At 49.6% G+C, this 17,385-nt stretch carries 16 protein-coding genes; 13 read left to right on the top strand and 3 right to left on the bottom strand.

The window, feature by feature from the left end; genetic code table 11:
• Positions 1-302 precede the first annotated feature (302 nt).
• From ACJJII_RS12955 to rpoS, 13 genes are all read left to right on the top strand, one after another.
• Positions 303-1,532 carry an AraC family transcriptional regulator gene (locus tag ACJJII_RS12955; RefSeq protein WP_444916487.1) on the top strand — a complete coding sequence of 410 codons (1,230 nt, stop codon included), beginning with the start codon at positions 303-305 and terminating at the stop codon, positions 1,530-1,532.
• Between the two features lie 68 nt (positions 1,533-1,600).
• The gene (gene tilS, locus ACJJII_RS12960; protein WP_444916488.1) at positions 1,601-2,911 is read left to right on the top strand and encodes a tRNA lysidine(34) synthetase TilS; all 1,311 of its coding nucleotides are present in this window, start codon (positions 1,601-1,603) and stop codon (positions 2,909-2,911) included.
• Between the two features lie 125 nt (positions 2,912-3,036).
• Entirely contained in the window at positions 3,037-4,671 is a 1,635-nt protein-coding gene (gene pyrG, locus ACJJII_RS12965) for a CTP synthase (protein ID WP_444916489.1), read from the top strand.
• A 56-nt stretch (positions 4,672-4,727) separates the two neighbouring features.
• The gene (gene kdsA, locus ACJJII_RS12970) at positions 4,728-5,573 is read left to right on the top strand and encodes a 3-deoxy-8-phosphooctulonate synthase (protein WP_413664888.1); all 846 of its coding nucleotides are present in this window, start codon (positions 4,728-4,730) and stop codon (positions 5,571-5,573) included.
• A 143-nt stretch (positions 5,574-5,716) separates the two neighbouring features.
• Positions 5,717-7,003 carry a phosphopyruvate hydratase gene (eno, locus tag ACJJII_RS12975; protein WP_444898143.1) on the top strand — a complete coding sequence of 429 codons (1,287 nt, stop codon included), beginning with the start codon at positions 5,717-5,719 and terminating at the stop codon, positions 7,001-7,003.
• Positions 7,004-7,098: 95 nt separating this feature from the next.
• Complete coding sequence (locus ACJJII_RS12980) at positions 7,099-7,386, top strand: septum formation initiator family protein (RefSeq protein ID WP_282931806.1); 288 nt, start codon at positions 7,099-7,101, stop codon at positions 7,384-7,386.
• The gene (gene ispD / locus ACJJII_RS12985) at positions 7,383-8,102 is read left to right on the top strand and encodes a 2-C-methyl-D-erythritol 4-phosphate cytidylyltransferase (RefSeq protein WP_444916490.1); all 720 of its coding nucleotides are present in this window, start codon (positions 7,383-7,385) and stop codon (positions 8,100-8,102) included. Before ACJJII_RS12980 ends, ispD begins: the two co-directional genes overlap by 4 nt.
• A complete protein-coding gene (ispF, locus tag ACJJII_RS12990) occupies positions 8,102-8,587 on the top strand; it encodes a 2-C-methyl-D-erythritol 2,4-cyclodiphosphate synthase (protein WP_202862866.1) in 486 nt (161 codons plus the stop codon). The genes ispD and ispF overlap by 1 nt, the downstream gene beginning before the upstream one ends.
• Positions 8,580-9,542 carry a tRNA pseudouridine(13) synthase TruD gene (gene truD / locus ACJJII_RS12995; protein WP_444916491.1) on the top strand — a complete coding sequence of 321 codons (963 nt, stop codon included), beginning with the start codon at positions 8,580-8,582 and terminating at the stop codon, positions 9,540-9,542. Before ispF ends, truD begins: the two co-directional genes overlap by 8 nt.
• A 54-nt stretch (positions 9,543-9,596) precedes the next feature.
• Complete coding sequence (locus ACJJII_RS13000; RefSeq protein ID WP_444898140.1) at positions 9,597-10,268, top strand: protein-L-isoaspartate(D-aspartate) O-methyltransferase; 672 nt, start codon at positions 9,597-9,599, stop codon at positions 10,266-10,268.
• On the top strand, positions 10,265-11,227 hold the full coding sequence (locus ACJJII_RS13005; protein WP_444898139.1) for a DUF368 domain-containing protein: 963 nt from the start codon (positions 10,265-10,267) through the stop codon (positions 11,225-11,227). The genes ACJJII_RS13000 and ACJJII_RS13005 overlap by 4 nt, the downstream gene beginning before the upstream one ends.
• Positions 11,228-11,421: 194 nt before the next feature.
• A complete protein-coding gene (locus tag ACJJII_RS13010; RefSeq protein ID WP_444894558.1) occupies positions 11,422-12,183 on the top strand; it encodes a peptidoglycan DD-metalloendopeptidase family protein in 762 nt (253 codons plus the stop codon).
• Positions 12,184-12,382: 199 nt separating this feature from the next.
• The gene (gene rpoS / locus ACJJII_RS13015; protein WP_413664895.1) at positions 12,383-13,429 is read left to right on the top strand and encodes an RNA polymerase sigma factor RpoS; all 1,047 of its coding nucleotides are present in this window, start codon (positions 12,383-12,385) and stop codon (positions 13,427-13,429) included.
• Between the two features lie 82 nt (positions 13,430-13,511).
• Here rpoS and ACJJII_RS13020 read toward each other — a convergent pair whose 3' ends face one another.
• The 3 genes from ACJJII_RS13020 to ACJJII_RS13030 form a co-directional block, all read right to left on the bottom strand.
• Positions 13,512-13,838, bottom strand: a complete 327-nt coding sequence (locus tag ACJJII_RS13020; protein ID WP_282931814.1) for a YdbL family probable chaperone protein — start codon at positions 13,836-13,838, stop codon at positions 13,512-13,514.
• A gap of 10 nt (positions 13,839-13,848) precedes the next feature.
• A complete protein-coding gene (locus ACJJII_RS13025) occupies positions 13,849-14,043 on the bottom strand; it encodes a YnbE family lipoprotein (RefSeq protein WP_282931815.1) in 195 nt (64 codons plus the stop codon).
• Between the two features lie 181 nt (positions 14,044-14,224).
• Complete coding sequence (locus ACJJII_RS13030; RefSeq protein ID WP_444916492.1) at positions 14,225-17,215, bottom strand: intermembrane phospholipid transport protein YdbH family protein; 2,991 nt, start codon at positions 17,213-17,215, stop codon at positions 14,225-14,227.
• Positions 17,216-17,385: the final 170 nt, after the last annotated feature.

Consider the following 17,385-nt stretch of genomic DNA (forward strand, 5'->3'; position numbering starts at 1 on the left):
AATATCTTTCTAGGGAGCCTCTGAATAACTCCGTGATACCTCTGGCATGCAGAGCGGTTCACAATCAAGGCGCGGCTTCGCAGGAATGTCTAGACCTTTCAAGAAGTCGCAACGCGGAGTGTGAATCGCTCTGCAAGCCCCGAAGGGCGGGCCTTGAAGGCCACAGCTGCTGCGTTGCAGCTCTTGCAAAGGACTAGGCCATTCGCGGCGAGCTACGCCTAACATCTGCAGCCTTCAAGACCCGCAGAGGCATTATGGCGTTATTCAGAGGCTCCCTAGGTAGAAGGGCTATTTGAGTATCAATGGACGCTTTACTATTCAATTTCCACGATATTGTTTTGATAATGACCAGTTATCAGTGCGCTCTTTTTGCACTGTTGTTGTTAGTGATTCGTCGTGAGCGGCGTTTCAGCAACACCTTGTTGGCGCTATTTCTGTTCTCACAAGCCGCTATTCCCCTGGATATCCTGATTAATTTTGGTGAGGGTTTCCGCAGTTGGTCCATTGAGACTTCCCCGAACTTGTTTTTTGTATTTGGCGCAGCCTACTGGTTAGAAGGTCCCCTGTTGCTTTGGTATACCCGCTCCTTAACTCGCGAGGGGTTTAGGATTTCCAGGCGGTACCTTTGGTACCTGCTGCCTTTTTTTCTGGCAGTTGTGTTTGAATATTTCTCCTACTGGCAATTTGATAGCGAAACCAAGACAGCCATGCTGCGTGGGGAGAATTTAACTACTGGCTCAATGTTCGATCACTTGTTGGGATTGGCTCGTGAATCGCTTCGGGTACTTTTCGGTGTTTTGTGTCTTTTTGAGGTGCGTCGATGCCGCAGGCAGATTCGAGATAATCATTCCAGTATTGAGAAAATTGACCTGACTTGGCTGCTGGTGTTGATCTGGGGCTTCTTGCTGGTTCGTATTTGGGCTCTGATGATTAACCTGGCGGTAGGGCTGGCGCAGGAGTGGCAGCTCCAGTTGAATATTGGAGCGATGGGGCTGTTTAGTAACTACGCTGTATTTGTTTTGGTTAGTGCCATGATCTTCTTTAGTCTCAGTTACTCCTCAATGTTTGAGGGCGATGGGCATAAAATGGAGAAGTCCGGAGAAGATGTAGGTTCTGACCAGGAACAGGATGCTAATGGGGAGCCTGAGATTGATCTGGAGTTGGCAGCCCAAATTGAAAATTATATGCGGGAAGAAAAGCCTTACTTGGTCCCAGCCCTTACCCTAGAGCAGTTGTCAGGGCAGTTACAGGTATCACGCAGGTTGCTTTCACAGACGATTAATCGTCATTTTCAGTGCAACTTCTTCGAGTTTGTAAACCGTTACCGTATAGGTGAGGCAAAACGGATGTTGCGGGAGCCGCAAAATGCGGGGCTCACCGTGATGGAGGTAATGTTGTCCTCGGGCTTTAATACCAAGGCTACATTTAACTCCTTTTTTAAGAAAATGGTTGGTATGACGCCGACCGAGTACCGCCGGCTTAATTGCGAAGCCAGGGCTGGCAGTGAGAAGGGTGCTATAGAGCCCAGCTAAAGGGCTCTAGCCGTCTTTGCTGGGTTTGGCAGTATACTTTTGAAAATTTGATTCTGGCTTGATCCCTTGTGAAACCCGTAGACCCCCCTGAAAAACTCCCAACTCTGATAAAGGGGTTACTAGAGTCCCACCCTGCCAGCGGCCAGTTGTGGGTGGGGTTTTCTGGTGGTCTGGATTCTACTGTTCTCCTGCACCTTCTGGTAACTTGCCAGATTCCCGTGCATGCGCTTCATATTCACCATGGCCTAAATACAAATGCGGACATTTGGCTGGCTCACTGTAAAGAGTTTGCTGAAAATCTGGCGGTACCCTTTACAGCCATCCAGGTTGCTGTTGATTACAAAGATGGCGGATTGGAGCAGGGGGCTCGCCGGGCGAGATATGCGGCCTTCAATCAGGTGATGTCCGAAGGTGATCAAATTCTGCTCGGTCACCACGCGGATGACCAAGCTGAGACTTTCCTGCTGCGATTAATGCGGGGCGCGGGCGTGTTGGGATTGGCCAGTATGTCCGAGAGTCGAACTATCGGAGATAATAAGTACTTACTGCGCCCTCTACTCGGAGCGGGGCGAAAAGAGCTAGAGCAGTGGGCTGAGGCTCACGGATTGAGCTGGATTGAAGATGACAGCAATGCGGATGAGGCCCTGGAGCGTAATTTTTTGCGGCATCGAGTTGTGCCACTGCTCAACCAGCGTTGGGGAGTGAGTCGCCAGATCGCTCGGGCAGCGGAGAACCTGAGGGAGTCTGCGGACTTGCTGTCTGAGTTGGCACTTGCAGACCTGGAGGAGGCTGATTTAAAGGTGGAGCGATTTGGCGAAAGTCTGGCCCTGCCTCGCTTCTTCAGCCTTAGCGAGGGGCGCCGTAAAAACCTTGTGCGGCATTGGGTATTGCGCCAAGGGGGGCAACCGCCAGAGTCAGCCCTATTAAATCAGGCGCTTTTCCAGGTGACTCATGCGGCAGAGGACGCACAGCTTGAAGTTAATATGGGTGGGCGAGTGGTGCGACGTTTTCGGAATCGCCTTTACCTGACCCCTGAGCTGGCGCCAATTGCCAATAACTCCGATAAAAGTTGGCACTGGGATGGCCGCTCTAATCTGACTCTGCCAGCGGGTGGCATTCTTCGGCCCTTGTCGGATTGGCCAGTGGACGATTATCGAGTGTGTTATCGCAGAGGAGGGGAGCGTGCTCACCCGGTAAATCGCTCCAGGTCACAAACGCTTAAGAAGCTCTTGCAGGAGTGGGCTCTAGAGCCCTGGCTCAGGGATCGTGTCCCATTGGTATTTTTGGGGGATGATCTGGTGGCTGTCGCGGGGCTCTTTTCATGCAAAGCAGGCTGCGCCATCCCGGATGAACCACCCGGCTGGCGGTTTTTCGATTGAGTGTTAAGGGGGTTTCTGCTACCCTGGCGCCCCGTCTAAAAGGCACCGGGAGAAGCTGGATTATCCGCCCGGGCCAGCCCTGTAAGCTCGACATTCATCGAGCGCTCAACTGACCAAGGTTTTGCATGACGCGCTATATTTTTGTAACTGGTGGCGTGGTTTCCTCGTTGGGGAAAGGTATCGCCTCCGCCTCTTTGGCCGCCATTCTCGAGGCCCGCGGCCTCAAGGTTACCATCCTCAAACTGGACCCCTACATCAACGTAGACCCGGGTACCATGAGTCCCTTCCAGCACGGCGAGGTGTATGTCACCGAGGATGGTGCCGAGACTGACCTGGACCTGGGTCACTACGAACGCTTTATCCGTACCCGGATGTCCAAGCGTAACAACTTCACCACCGGCCGCGTGTACGAAACCGTACTGCGCAAAGAGCGCCGTGGTGACTACTTGGGTGGCACCGTACAGGTGATCCCCCATATTACCGACGAGATCAAGCGCCGCGTTGTAGAAGGTGGCCGCGATGTCGATGTCGCTATTGTTGAAATCGGTGGCACCGTAGGTGATATCGAATCCCAACCGTTCCTGGAATCTGTGCGTCAGCTGCGTGTGGAAATGGGCACCAATCGCGCCCTGTTGATCCACCTGAGCTATGTGCCTTTCCTTGCCACTGCTGGTGAAACCAAGACCAAGCCGACTCAGCACTCTGTTAAAGAGTTGCGTTCAATCGGCTTGCAGCCGGATATTCTGCTGTGCCGTTCCGAGCGCGAGATCGATGAGGACTCCCGCCGCAAGATCGCACTGTTCACCAATGTTGAAGAGCGCGCTGTTGTACCCCTGCCTGATGCCAAGACCATCTACGGCGTACCGCGTCTTCTGCACAGTTACGGCCTCGACGATATCGTTGTGGAAAAACTGCAGCTGGAATGCCAGGCACCAGACCTTTCCGAGTGGGATGAAGTAGTCGATGGCAAGCTGAACCCGCAGCACGAAGTGAAAATTGCCATGGTTGGCAAATACATGGAGTTGCTGGATGCCTATAAGTCCCTGATCGAGTCTCTGACCCATGCGGGTATCAAGCATCGCTGCAAAGTGGATATCGACTTTATCAACGCTGAAGACGTTGAGGGTGAGAACGGCATTGGCCTGATCAAGGATGCCGATGCAATCCTGGTTCCAGGTGGGTTTGGTGAGCGCGGTTTAGAGGGCAAGCTTGAATCTGTTCGCTACGCTCGTGAAAACAATATTCCTTACCTGGGCATCTGCCTCGGTTTACAGTCTGTGGTTATCGAGTTCGCGCGCAATGTGCTCGGCCTCGAAGGTGCCAACAGTACTGAATTCAATACTAAAACCCCGCACCCTGTTATCGGCCTGATCACAGAGTGGATCGATAGCGAAGGCAATATCGAGAAGCGCGACGAGCAGTCCGACCTGGGTGGCACCATGCGCTTGGGCGGCCAGGAATGTCGCTTGGCTAAAGACACCAAGGCTCGCGATATCTACGGCGCAGACGTCATTGTAGAGCGCCACCGCCACCGCTATGAAGTGAACAACAACTACGTTGATCGCCTGCAGCAAGCTGGTTTGAAAATTGGCGGCTGGTCTGCAGACGATACCCTGGTAGAAATGGTTGAATTGCCGAACCATCCCTGGTTCGTTGCTTGCCAGTTCCACCCGGAATTTACTTCAACCCCGCGCGACGGCCATCCGCTGTTCGAAAGCTTTGTTGCCGCCGCAATGAAGCAGCGTGAAAACCAGGGTTAATCAGTAATCCGCCCCCCGGTCTCTGTGACTGGGGGTGAGATGACAGGGAGCTGACAGTGAAAACAATTGAAGTCGGAAATATTCAGGTCGCCAACGATAAGCCCTTTGCGCTGTTTGGCGGTATGAATGTACTGGAATCCCGCGACCTGGCGATGCAGGTGGCTGAGCACTATGTAAAAGTCACTGAAAAACTGGGTATTCCCTATGTTTTTAAAGCGTCTTTTGACAAGGCCAATCGCTCTTCCATCAATTCCTATCGCGGACCGGGAATGGAAGAAGGCCTGAAGATTTTTCAGGAAATCAAAGATACCTTTAAGGTTCCCTTGATTACTGATGTCCACGAAGTACACCAGGCTGCTCCGGTTGCCGAAGTCGTGGATATTATCCAGCTGCCGGCCTTCCTGGCCCGCCAGACTGATCTTGTCGCCGCTATGGCAGCGACTGGTGCAGTGATCAATGTCAAAAAGCCCCAGTTTATGAGCCCGCCGCAAGTTAAAAATGTGGTGGAGAAATTTGCTGAGTGTGGCAACGAAAATATTCTTTTGTGTGAGCGCGGTGCCTGCTTTGGCTACGACAACCTGGTTGTCGATATGCTGGGCTTTAGCACCATGATCAATGCCTCCGGCGGTGCGCCGCTGATTTTTGACGTCACCCACTCACTGCAAATGCGCGATCCTTCCGGTGCAGCTTCTGGTGGTCGCCGTGCACAGGTCACTGAGCTGGGCCGCGCAGGTTTGGCTATCGGTATTGCCGGCCTGTTCCTGGAAGCACACCCGAACCCAGACAAAGCATTGTGTGATGGCCCCAGTGCATTGCCACTGGAAAAGCTGGAGCCATTCCTGGCGCAGATGAAAGCGGTAGATGACCTGATTAAAGGTTTTGAGCCGCTGGATACGAAATAAAAAAGAAATATTTTTGCGCGCCCTGATTGGGCGCGCGGCACTTTCCCCTCTGCTATTTAGCCTGAGTGCTGTAGCAAAAAGTGCGTAAAGTCTGATTTACGAAAACCTATTTTCAGTAAGTACCAATACGGAGCCCATTGTAAATGAGCAAGATTGTCGCTGTTAAAGCCTTTGAAGTAATGGATTCTCGCGGTAACCCTACCGTTGAAGCCGATGTAATCCTGGAGGATGGTTCTATTGGCTCCGCCTGCGCCCCCTCCGGTGCCTCTACTGGCTCCCGTGAAGCGCTGGAACTTCGCGATGGCGATAAAAGCCGTTACTTGGGCAAGGGTGTCCTGAAAGCGGTTGAAAATATCAACACTACTATCGCCGACCTGCTCAAGGGTATGGATGCTACTGATCAGCGCGCCCTGGACAAGGCGATGATCGATGCCGACGGCACTGAAAATAAGGCGAACTTCGGCGCTAACGCTATTTTGGCGGTTTCCCTGGCTGCCGCTAAAGCAGCTGCTGCTTCCAAAAAAATCCCTTTGTACCAGCACATTGCTGAGGTAAACGGCACTCCGGGCGAGTACTCCATGCCGGTGCCGATGATGAATATCCTCAATGGCGGTGAGCACGCTGACAACAATGTGGATATCCAGGAATTTATGGTTCAGCCGGTTAAGGCTGAATCTTTTGCCGAAGCTCTGCGCCAAGGTGCTGAGATCTTCCACTCCCTGAAGAAAGTACTGTCCAGCAACAGCCTGAACACTGCAGTTGGCGATGAAGGTGGCTTTGCTCCGAACCTGCCTTCCAACGAAGCAGCGCTGAAAGTGATTGCTGAAGCGGTAGAGAAGGCCGGTTACACCCTGGGTGATGACATTACCCTGGCTCTGGACTGCGCTTCTTCCGAGTTCTACAAAGATGGCAAGTACGACTTGGCTGGCGAAGGCAAGCAGTTCGATAGTGAAGGTTTTGCCAGCTACCTGGCCGATCTGTCCGCCAACTATCCGATCCTGTCTATCGAAGACGGTATGGACGAGAGTGATTGGGACGGTTGGAAAGTACTCACCGATAAAATTGGTGAAAAAGTACAGCTGGTAGGCGACGACCTGTTCGTAACCAACACCAAGATCCTGAAGGAAGGTATCGAGAAAGGTGTCGGTAACTCTATCTTGATCAAGTTCAACCAGATCGGCTCCCTGTCCGAGACTCTGGATGCGATCAAAATGGCTAAAGATGCGGGCTACACCGCTGTGATCTCTCACCGCTCCGGTGAGACCGAAGATACTACTATTGCGGATCTGGCGGTTGCGACTGCTGCTGGTCAAATCAAGACCGGTTCCCTTTGCCGTTCAGACCGCGTAGCCAAGTACAACCGTCTGCTGCGCATCGAAGCTGAGCTGAATGGTTCCGCTCCTTATCGCGGCCGCGCTGAATTCAAGTAATCCATTATTTGAATTAGCGTGCAAGTACTACAAAGAGGGGCCAGCCCCTCTTTGTAGTACTATAAATACGAACAAGCGAAATATCGTAATCTCGTATGAAATGGCTGCTGGCAATACTCACCATTATGCTCCTCGCCACCCAGTACCGACTTTGGGTTGGTGAAGGTAGTCTCGCCGAAGTTACCCGTCTCAAGCGTCAATTAGCCCAACAGCAAGAAAAAAATATCGCGCTGGTGCGGGAAAACCGTCAACTGTTTAGGGAAGTCCGCAGTTTGAAAGTTGGCACTGATGGTGTGGAAGCGAAAGCCCGTTATGACCTGGGACTGATCAAGGAAGGGGAAACACTGTTTATCTTCCTGGATAAGGAAGAGGCTGAAAATTGATTAAGGATTACTGGGTCATTGTACCCGCTGCCGGCGTTGGCAAACGTATGGGGGCTGATCGCCCGAAACAGTACCTGCCATTGCTCGGGCGACCACTGCTATCCCTGACTTTAAAAAATATTCTTGGGTGGCCAGGTTTGGCTGGCGTTGTAGTATCGCTATCGGAGCAGGATACCTACTTCCCTCACCTGAAAGAAGCAAACCACCCCTTGGTACACACCGTCATTGGTGGAGCTGAGAGAGCAGACTCTGTTCAGTCCGCCCTGGATTTCCTGGCGGAGCGAGAAAGCGGCGATACTCCGGTTTTAGTCCACGATGCTGCACGACCCTGTGTGTCTGAGCGCGATATCTGCGCTTTACTCAGTGACGAAGTCTCACCGATGGCACTTTTGGCGCGCCCCGCAAGCGACACATTAAAGCGCAGTCATTTGACTGGCGGTGTAGCCTGTGTGGAAGAAACGGTTGACCGCGAAAGTATTTGGTTGGCGCAAACCCCACAGCGGGCCCCTCTCAGTACTCTGCACTCATGCCTTGGTAAAGCCCTGGAACAAGGGGTCGCTGTAACCGATGAAGCCAGTGCACTGGAGTTTTTTGGCCATTCACCGCAATTGGTTGCGGGTGATAGTGACAATATTAAAGTGACGCACCCCGCCGATATCATAATTGCAGAAACTATTTTACGTCTGCGCTACTCCCCGACTGAGGATAAGCGATAGTGAGTTTTCGAATAGGCCAGGGCTTTGATGTGCACGCATTTGGCCCTGGTGATCATGTAGTGCTCGGAGGAGTACAAATCCCCTATGGGTATGGTTTGGTAGCTCATTCTGACGGGGATGTTTTACTGCACGCCCTGTCGGATGCCTTACTGGGTGCTCTGGCCCTGGGAGATATCGGTAAACACTTTCCCGATAACGATGAACAATTTGCCGGAGCGGATAGCAGAAACCTGCTTCGACATGTTGTTGGATTAATCGATAGTAAAGGGTATCGCCTGGTTAATGCGGATATGACGTTGATTGCCCAGGCCCCCAAAATGGCTCCGCATATCGATGGAATGCGAGTCAATATTGCCGCTGACTGTGGTGTTGATTGCGATGCGATCAGTGTCAAAGCAACCACTACAGAAAAGCTTGGATTTACTGGTCGCGGTGAGGGTATCGCCGCGCAAGCTACTGTTTTATTAGAGCGCAAAGATGTCTGAAGTTTGGAACCTGGATTGGCCCCGAGCGCTTGGGGGTGCGGTAATTTCTGGCGATTTTCGCACAGAACCAGAAGATTTTATTGTCGATGAACTGGCTATGCCGCCGGCTGATAAAGATGGCGAGCATGTTTATTTGCAGGTTAAAAAGCGCGGGGCAAATACCGCCTGGGTTGCCAAGGAATTGGCGAAGTTAGCCGGGGTGCAAAGCCGGGATGTCAGCTTTTATGGCTTGAAAGACCGACATGCTGTTACCACTCAATGGTTCAGTGTATGGCTCGGACAAAAGCCAGAAGCAGACTGGTCGCAAATTAACAGCGATGAGATTTCATTGCTCCAGGCCTTCCGGGGAGCACGAAAGTTGCGTCGTGGCGAGCATATGGGGAATCGCTTCAAGATTCGGCTGCGAAATGTAGAAGGTGATCGGGACAAAGCAGAAGAAGTACTTCAGCTGATTCCCAAAGGGGTGCCCAATTACTTCGGTGAGCAGCGCTTTGGGATTGATGGCAATAACCTTAGCCTGGCAAAAAACTTAGCTGAAGAGGACGGTCGCTGCCGCAAAAGCGAAAAGGCCTTCGCCATGTCTGCTGCCCGAAGCTGGCTGTTCAACCAGGTTTTGGCTGAACGAATCAACACCGGAACCTGGCAGAGCCCTCTCGTTGGAGAACCTGAAGATTACCCAACTGGGCCTCTTTGGGGGCGTGGCAGAAATCTGTCAACGGATGCCCTGGGGCTGTTGGAAGAGCAAGTGTTGTCTCCGTGGCAGCCTTGGTGCAACTGGCTGGAGCACTGCGGTCTTAGCCAGGAGCGCCGGGCCATGATTTTATCCCCGGAGGCGTTTCGCTATGAGTGGGAAGGTGATCATTTAATCGTCGAATTTGCCTTGCCACCGGGTACTTTTGCTACGGCTTTGCTACGGGAGATAGCTCAGCTGGTCAATGTTAAACAGTGCACATAAAATTTGTATTTAGGTGACTGGCACTGTTGCACAAATCATGGACAAGAAAAGAATATGGATCGCTTGAGACAAGAAGGTCTGGGGATGACTTCCCAGCGAACCCGTAATCGCTTGATCCAGCGATTGCGGGAAGAGGGGATATCCAACGAGGAGGTGCTGGATGTAATGGCGTCCACTCCTCGACACCTCTTTCTGGATGAAGCCCTGGCTATTCGGGCTTACGAAGATACTGCTTTGCCCATAGGGTATGGCCAAACTATTTCCCAGCCATACATTGTCGCCCGTATGACTGAACTCCTACTGAGTAGAGCCAAGTCTCTACACCGAGTTCTGGAAGTGGGTACGGGCTCTGGCTACCAAACGGCCATTCTTGCTCGCTTGGTCGAACAACTTTATTCCGTCGAGCGTGTCGAACCTCTATTGGAAACCGCTCGCCATCGGTTGGGGGAGCTGGGTTATAGCAATGTAGAGTACAAGCTCAGCAATGGGGGCTTTGGTTGGAAAGACGAGGGTCCTTACGATGCAATCCTGGCTGCAGCAGCACCTGCAATGATTCCTGATGAGCTGCGAGAACAGCTGGCTCCCAATGGGGTTTTGGTAATTCCGGTGGGGGCCGAGCAACAATACCTGACGATGGTGACTCGTCGTGAGGATAGTAATAAGTTTGATGTGGAAAAGTTGGAAGCGGTACGTTTCGTGCCTTTACTCGGTGGCGTGGTTCGATGAGATTTACTGAGGTTCTAAAAAGTCGCTACCCCGGAGTACTTCTGCGGGGAATGGCAATGGGGGCTGCCGATGTGGTACCCGGTGTTTCCGGGGGAACTATTGCCTTTATTACCGGCATCTACCAGGAGCTTTTGGACTCCCTCAGTCGAATAGGCCCGCATTGTATTACAGTGTGGCGGAAGGAGGGGTTTCTATCCACTTGGCGCTATATTAATGGGAGCTTTCTGCTCTCTCTTTTCCTTGGGGTATTGTTGAGCGTTTTTAGCTTGGCCCACCTGATTAGTGGCTTACTGCAAAATTATCCAATTGTTGTGTGGTCTTTCTTTTTCGGTTTGGTTATCGCTTCTATTGTTCCCATTGTGAGAAATATCCCCCGGTGGTCGCCATCTGTTTTGGTTTTTCTCGTACTGGGTATTGCGCTTGCAGTAACAGTGAGCGAGATGCGGCCTTCGGAGATACCGGCAACTCCACTTACACTATTTTTATCAGGTGCTTTGGCAATATGTGCGATGGCACTGCCGGGAATTTCCGGCGCTTTCCTGCTGTTATTAATCGGGATATACCCCAAGGTTTTAGCTGCAGTTCATGAACTCCAAATTTCAAACCTATTGTGCTTTGCGGCAGGAGCGGCAATAGGTCTGATGCTCTTCAGTCGGTTGTTGTCTTGGCTGATGCACAAATATGTAGCCAGGACATTGGCATTTCTTGCCGGGGTTTTGTTGGGTAGTTTGAAGATTATTTGGCCCTGGAAACTGCCTATGCCTGGGGAAATCGAAGCATCAAGCAAATTGGCCCCTTTGCTATCCAACACTTCTCCGCTAACTTATGTCGAGCAAACCGGCGACAGTGCTCATTTGGGGGGCGCAATTGTTGCGGCTCTAGTGGCAGCGCTCTTAGTTCTCGCTGTAGACTTCTTTGGCAAGGTGCACAGAGAGAAGTCTTGCGCCACTCCGCAATAAGATCTGGAAAATCTCGGTATGGCAGCGTTTTATCAAACTTTTCCAGAGATTTTTGGAGCTTTTCTTTAGACACTTTTTCCATAAATGCCGTGGTCTGATGTAAAAAGAGAATAATGGAATGTCATCTTTTGCAACCTCTTGAGCGCCGATGTTGGCGGAACAAACTCCCTAAAATCGGTCATTGTTTGTGGGGGGTGTTTAAAATATTAGGCTTGCTGGTTCTGCTGCAGGCCGTTTCCTCCTGTTCCAGCCACAAAGCCCCCTCAAGCTCCCTACGCCAGCCCCCGAGTATCAAAATTACCCACCACACGGTTGGTAAAGGAGATACCCTCTATTCGATAGCCTGGCGTTACGGCAAGGATTTTCGCCAATTGGCTGCGATAAATGGTATCCGCTCCCCTTATCAAATATATCCTGGGCAGAGAATCAGGCTGACGGGTTCAGTGCCAACCAAGAGCACTGCCAGCACGCAAAAGAAGCAAAAAGCGCCAGTCGCAAAAGCTAAACCGAAAACAACACAAACGACCACTGCTAAAAAATCTTTAACACCAAGCCCAAAGCGCCAATCAACAGCATCTCGCCGGAGCGGATCGGTCAACTGGCGCTGGCCCGCCAAGGGGAAAGTGATTAGTCACTTCCGCTCTGGGGACCCATTGCGTAAGGGAGTTGATATCGCGGGTGAAAAGGGTGAGTCTGTACTGGCAGCGGCTGATGGCACCGTGATCTACGCAGGAAGCGCCTTGAGAGGTTATGGAAAGCTGCTGATCGTCAAGCACAACGAGGTTTACCTCAGTGCCTATGCACACAATCACCGGTTGCTCGTAAAGGAGGGCAGCAGGGTAAAGGCGGGGCAAAGGATAGCGGAACTGGGTTCGAGTGGTACCGACCGCAACAAGCTCCACTTTGAGATTCGCAAAAACGGTCAGCCAGTAGACCCTCTTGCCTACTTACCGTAAGTTCACGGCCGCAGTAAAGCTCTGCAAATAAAAATGGACTTTTAACTAGTACCACTTGAGGTAGTCACTGTAATCGTGGCCATCCCAGGGTCAGCCGATTCAGTGGCTGTCGCCACATACCTGCGGCATTGATAGTTGTGTTATCAATGTCCGAGTGTGTTGTGCGGCTGAAATTGGCAAAGTACAAGGAGCAGGGGAAATGGAAGCACAACGGCAAGACCAGTCTATGGCTGGCCAGGCAGAAGACTTTCCTCCTGAGTTAGACGTTGAAAATGATGAGCAGAAATTAGGTTCAACTGAAGCAGGTGTTAGTCGCACGCGGAAATCTGCGGCTAAAAAGAGTTCCGCACCCTCCCAGGCAGAGAAAAGTAGAGTTTGTAGATTGGATGGCGATGGCCATTTGCAGAAAAATCTCGACGCTACTCAACTCTATCTCAATGAAATTGGATTCTCCCCCCTATTGACCGCAGAAGAAGAGGTGTATTACGCGCGCAAGGCTTTGCGTGGAGATGCTGCGGCAAGAAAACGAATGATCGAGAGCAATCTTCGCCTTGTTGTAAAGATTGCTCGCCGCTACGTTAGCCGAGGTTTGGCACTGCTGGACCTTATTGAGGAAGGCAATCTGGGCCTGATTCGAGCAGTTGAGAAGTTTGATCCAGAGAGAGGTTTTCGCTTTTCCACTTACGCCACCTGGTGGATACGTCAGACGATAGAACGGGCCATAATGAATCAGACCCGGACCATACGCCTGCCCATCCATGTCGTGAAAGAGTTAAACGTGTACTTGCGTGCATCTCGAGAGTTGGCGCAAAAGCTGGATCACGAGCCATCTGCAGAAGAAATTGCCACCCTCCTTGAGAAGCCAGTCGAAGATGTCGAGCGTATGCTGGGGCTCAATGAGCGGGTTACTTCTGTAGATACTCCCATTGGGCCCTCTTCTGAGAAGACCTTGGTAGATACCATCCCCGATCAGCAGGAATCTGACCCAGCAGAGCTTTTACAGGACAGGGACCTTTTTGACAGCATCAACCGCTGGTTGGGAGAGTTACCTGACAAGCAGTGTGAAGTGGTCTCTAGGCGGTTTGGTTTGCGCGGTTTTGAAGCGAGCACCCTGGAAGAAGTAGGGCGTGAAATCGGTCTCACCAGGGAGCGGGTCAGGCAGATACAGGTGGATGCACTGAAACGTTTAAGAGAGGTTATGGAGAAGCAGGGGCTCGACGGGCATTCACTATTTGGCAATTTGTAGCCTCTACTCCTTGATAATACCCCACTGCCAGTTTCTGGCTGTGGGGTTTTTTATCATCTCTTTGAAGTCTTCGGGCTATGAGTTACTTCCTTACCCAGCGTCCCAGGTTGTCCTGGTAGTATTCTCCGGGTGACAAGCGGGCTTCCAACTTTTCAGCGGCGCGTGTTGCCACTTGGGCTATATCAATTTTATTGCGTTCAGCGATTCGAGCGTAAGCAGCTTTTCGCTTGGCATTCACTTCTTTGACCAGTTTTTCCAGTTCTGGTGAGCTGGCATCTACGATAGCGATGTATCCGCTATTGGCTTCACCAACCAGGCCCTTACTTTTGGCTTCATTCAGGGAAATTGCCATTGCAGGCAGGGCGATTAATAAGCTCAGTGCCAAAAAGGCTTTCATTAATGTCTTCATATTTGCCTCCTTAGAAAATCCCTTCCTTGTCTTCAAACAGGTTGTCCAGGTCCTTGTCGACCTTGACCCGAATTTCATGCTCAATTTTCACATTCAGGTTTACTGTAATTGGCTCACTGGGAGCCTTGACCGCTACAGTGGGTGTACACCCTGTAGCAACCATAGCGTATAGCAGCCCCATAGGAATCAGTCGGCTGGCTTTCATCTGACACTCCTCACAGTACCTCTTTGGTACCCTTTTACTTTTTGTACCTAGCCCGTGTTACCTGCCTGGTTCAGCAGGTGAGTTGGATGCCGGCAGACCCAAGTATTTTATTGAGTCAACCTTAACCGGTGATGAACCAAGCAGGCTTGTACATACCAATAAAGGCTACTTCACTCCTGACCTATTGGTCCAGCTGCTTTTCCAGGGTTTCAGTCAAATCACGACTGGCTTGCAATGAGCGCAGCATATCTGGGATATTGTTTTCAAGGTTCAGGTTGATCACCAGGTCTCGATCAGAATCGATAGCCTCACTTCGACCAACCAGCTTTAGCTGTAGTTGGAGATCTCCGCTGGCTGGATAGTCTATGCTGCCTTCCAGTGTTTGAAACTCATAATCTTCCAGTGCATTGGCTATCAACTTAAGTTGGGGGTTGCTTGCCAGCATCTGCGGAGAAAAGGCTCCGTAGTAGCGTAAGCGTCCGCCTGGAGCTTCACCCTGAAGGTGGCCGGCTTCCACAGTGATACCCTCAGGTCCCGTTACAATGGGGATTTCCAAATTAATTAGCCCGCTGGCCTCAAAGTTCTCTGAGTCCGTCTCCTGAGCTAAAGCCTTTAGAGAAATACCTTGTGCATGTACAATGCTTTTTCGAGTCTCTTCAGCGAGATTCCAAATAAGGGCTGATGAAGTAACCTTGCCTTGCAAAAAATCAGCAGAAAAATTATGCAATGTAATATCTTTCTGTTTGTCCAGTTGCAGTGATAACTGGATATTTTTCACTGGTAAGCCCGCGTTAATAGATTCTATCGATAGTGGGTATGGTGTAGGTGTGATCCAGTGCCCATCTTCGTTTTCTACTTTTAGATCTCCACTGATTCCGGTGGCAAAACTATCTTTATAGGTTGCTGCAATATCGTCCAATAAAACATGGATACTATCTTTGGACTGGGAGGGCAAAGACACAGAACCACCGGCAGAAAGTCTGCCCGAGACGATATTGAGGGGAAGGCCCTGGATCGTATCGTTTAGAGAGCGATCCGTACTAAAGGTCACTTCAGGAACGGAAAATTCAACTCCACCTGAGGATTTTGATAAGTCGTAAGAGCCGCTTAAATCAATTTTAATTGCACCTGCTTTAATTTGACTATGACTTGTTAGCTTATTGTGTTGCAGGGATAGCTTGCCTTTGGCTGAAGAGTTAACCTTGTACTTTTCCGGTGTCTCAATCTCTAAATTGTTACTATTAAATTCACTGTCCAGCGCTGTAGCACCATTTTTGATGGTAACAATACTATCAAGAAAATTGAGGTCTCCAGAAAGGGAAAATTGCTCGGTGTTGATAATTCCAAACTGACTGCTTATTTCTGGGAGAGTACAGATTGTAGGTTCTGTTACTTCGCAGTGTACTGTTGGTATATCTAAGTTTACTCTGTCAGCCTCCAATGTTTTGGTTGTTATTTTTTCTCCAGATACTTTAATGTTCTCTAGAGTGAATTTTTGACCTTTAAGATTGCTTTCAATCTTTGCCTTGGCCGTTGAACTTAGATTGGTAACTGCTAATTCTCTGGCCCGCTCATAAAGTTGGGATATTTTTGTCTTCAGCTCAAAGTTACAGGCACTGATATCAGAGAAGTGACATTGTATGTCGCTAGCGGTTAACTGTACTGTCGAGTCCCCATTGGAGCCTTGTATCGTTGCAGTTAGAGATCCTTGTTCGATCTTAATATCTCTTTGGTTGGGATTGGTCAGGTCACCTGTAATGGAGATAAGATCTTTAATGCTTGCCTGTATCTTGCTCTGATGTAATCCAGTAGTAATTAAAGGAGAGTTTTTTCCTGAAGTGGAAGCTGAAATATCCAATTGAATAGTTTGGTTTGGTATCAATTCTAATTGAAAGCTATTTACTTCTGGAGAGTTAATATTGTTAAGCGAACTTAGTTGAAGTTTACCCTTAAATGTCACATCTCCATTAACACTATCAATAGGTAGTGCTGGCAAGTGTCTGAGATATAGGGGGGAATTAACTATAGTATTTGCACTTGTTAGATGAAAAGTACCTTCGATATCTAATTCGGGAGATGTCGCCGATGTGCTCGAGCTAAAGTCCGCACTTAATAGCGGGGTATTGGTGTTTTTATCAGTATCTAAAGCTATATCAAGCTCGCCACTCCCCTTGATATGTCGAGGTTTAAATGGAAATAGTGATTCAAGTGTTATTTTTATTGGATTACTTATAGATAATTGGGCTTCTATATTGGAGTTTAGTTGAGCGTATGGGATTGTGGCCTTTAGATCATTGCCATTAAGTTGAATGTCAATTTCTCGGTAGCTTGAAATGGATAGCAGATTGTCTGGCAAGCTAATTGCGGTGGTAGCTATAATTTTGCCTGATACTGTCGGCTTAGTTGTGGAGCTAGCTTTAGGTTCAAATATCTCTATCAGTGGGGCTATAGATTCCAGCTCTGATACAAGTTCACTGTTTAAAATCCATGTGTCAGTTTCTAGTTTAGCAATAGTTATATCAGCTTCAGACAGAATCTTTGAGTTGTTAGTTAGTATTCTGGGTTTTAGTTTGATTTCTGACAAACCTAAAAAAGCCTCAAAATATAAATTAAGCTCGCCAAACTGGGGGTGTTTAAGGGGAGTTTCGGCATGAATTTTTGTGCTGTCGCGAGCTATATTTAGTGGGCCGCCAATCAATTGGCCATCGAGTACTATTTGCTTAACGGATATCTTGCCTGGCAAAAAGCGGGTTAGACTTTGGCTTAGGGCACTTAACGATAATGTATTACTTGTCTTGACATTATTTTCCGGGAGCTGCTCGTTGATATGGGCTTTGGTAACGATATCTTCAGCTTCCATGCTCCTGGTTAGCTTTTCTATTGATAGTTCAATTTTTTGGGTGTTATCTCGGTCATAAATAATATGGAAAGGATAGACAATTTTTACTCCCTCGAGGAGGATAATACTATTTACGCTGGACTTTAGGCGAACTTCCTGGATGGAAACTTCTTTAAAACCCAGTCGTAGTCCTGTCAGCTCCTGAATAACTACCTCTCCTGAGAAAATATTGATTAGCTGAGAGGCAACGATATCCTTTTTCCACCAGCTAGCTGCTATGAGGGCAGCTAAAAAACAAGATAGAGTTATGATGGAGATACGGAGTTTACGCACACTGAACCTCGGAATTCCCGCAAGAGATTAGCTCAAACTTAAATCTATTATTCGTTACGAAAGGGCGAAGTAGGAATACTTTAATCCCTTACTGCTACCCTATGACGAGTTTACCAGATTGGATAATTATACTGGCTGCAATTTCTCACCATGTTGGTCAGTATCTACTG

This window comes from Microbulbifer maximicatervae (SeqCode) (genome assembly GCF_052467825.1).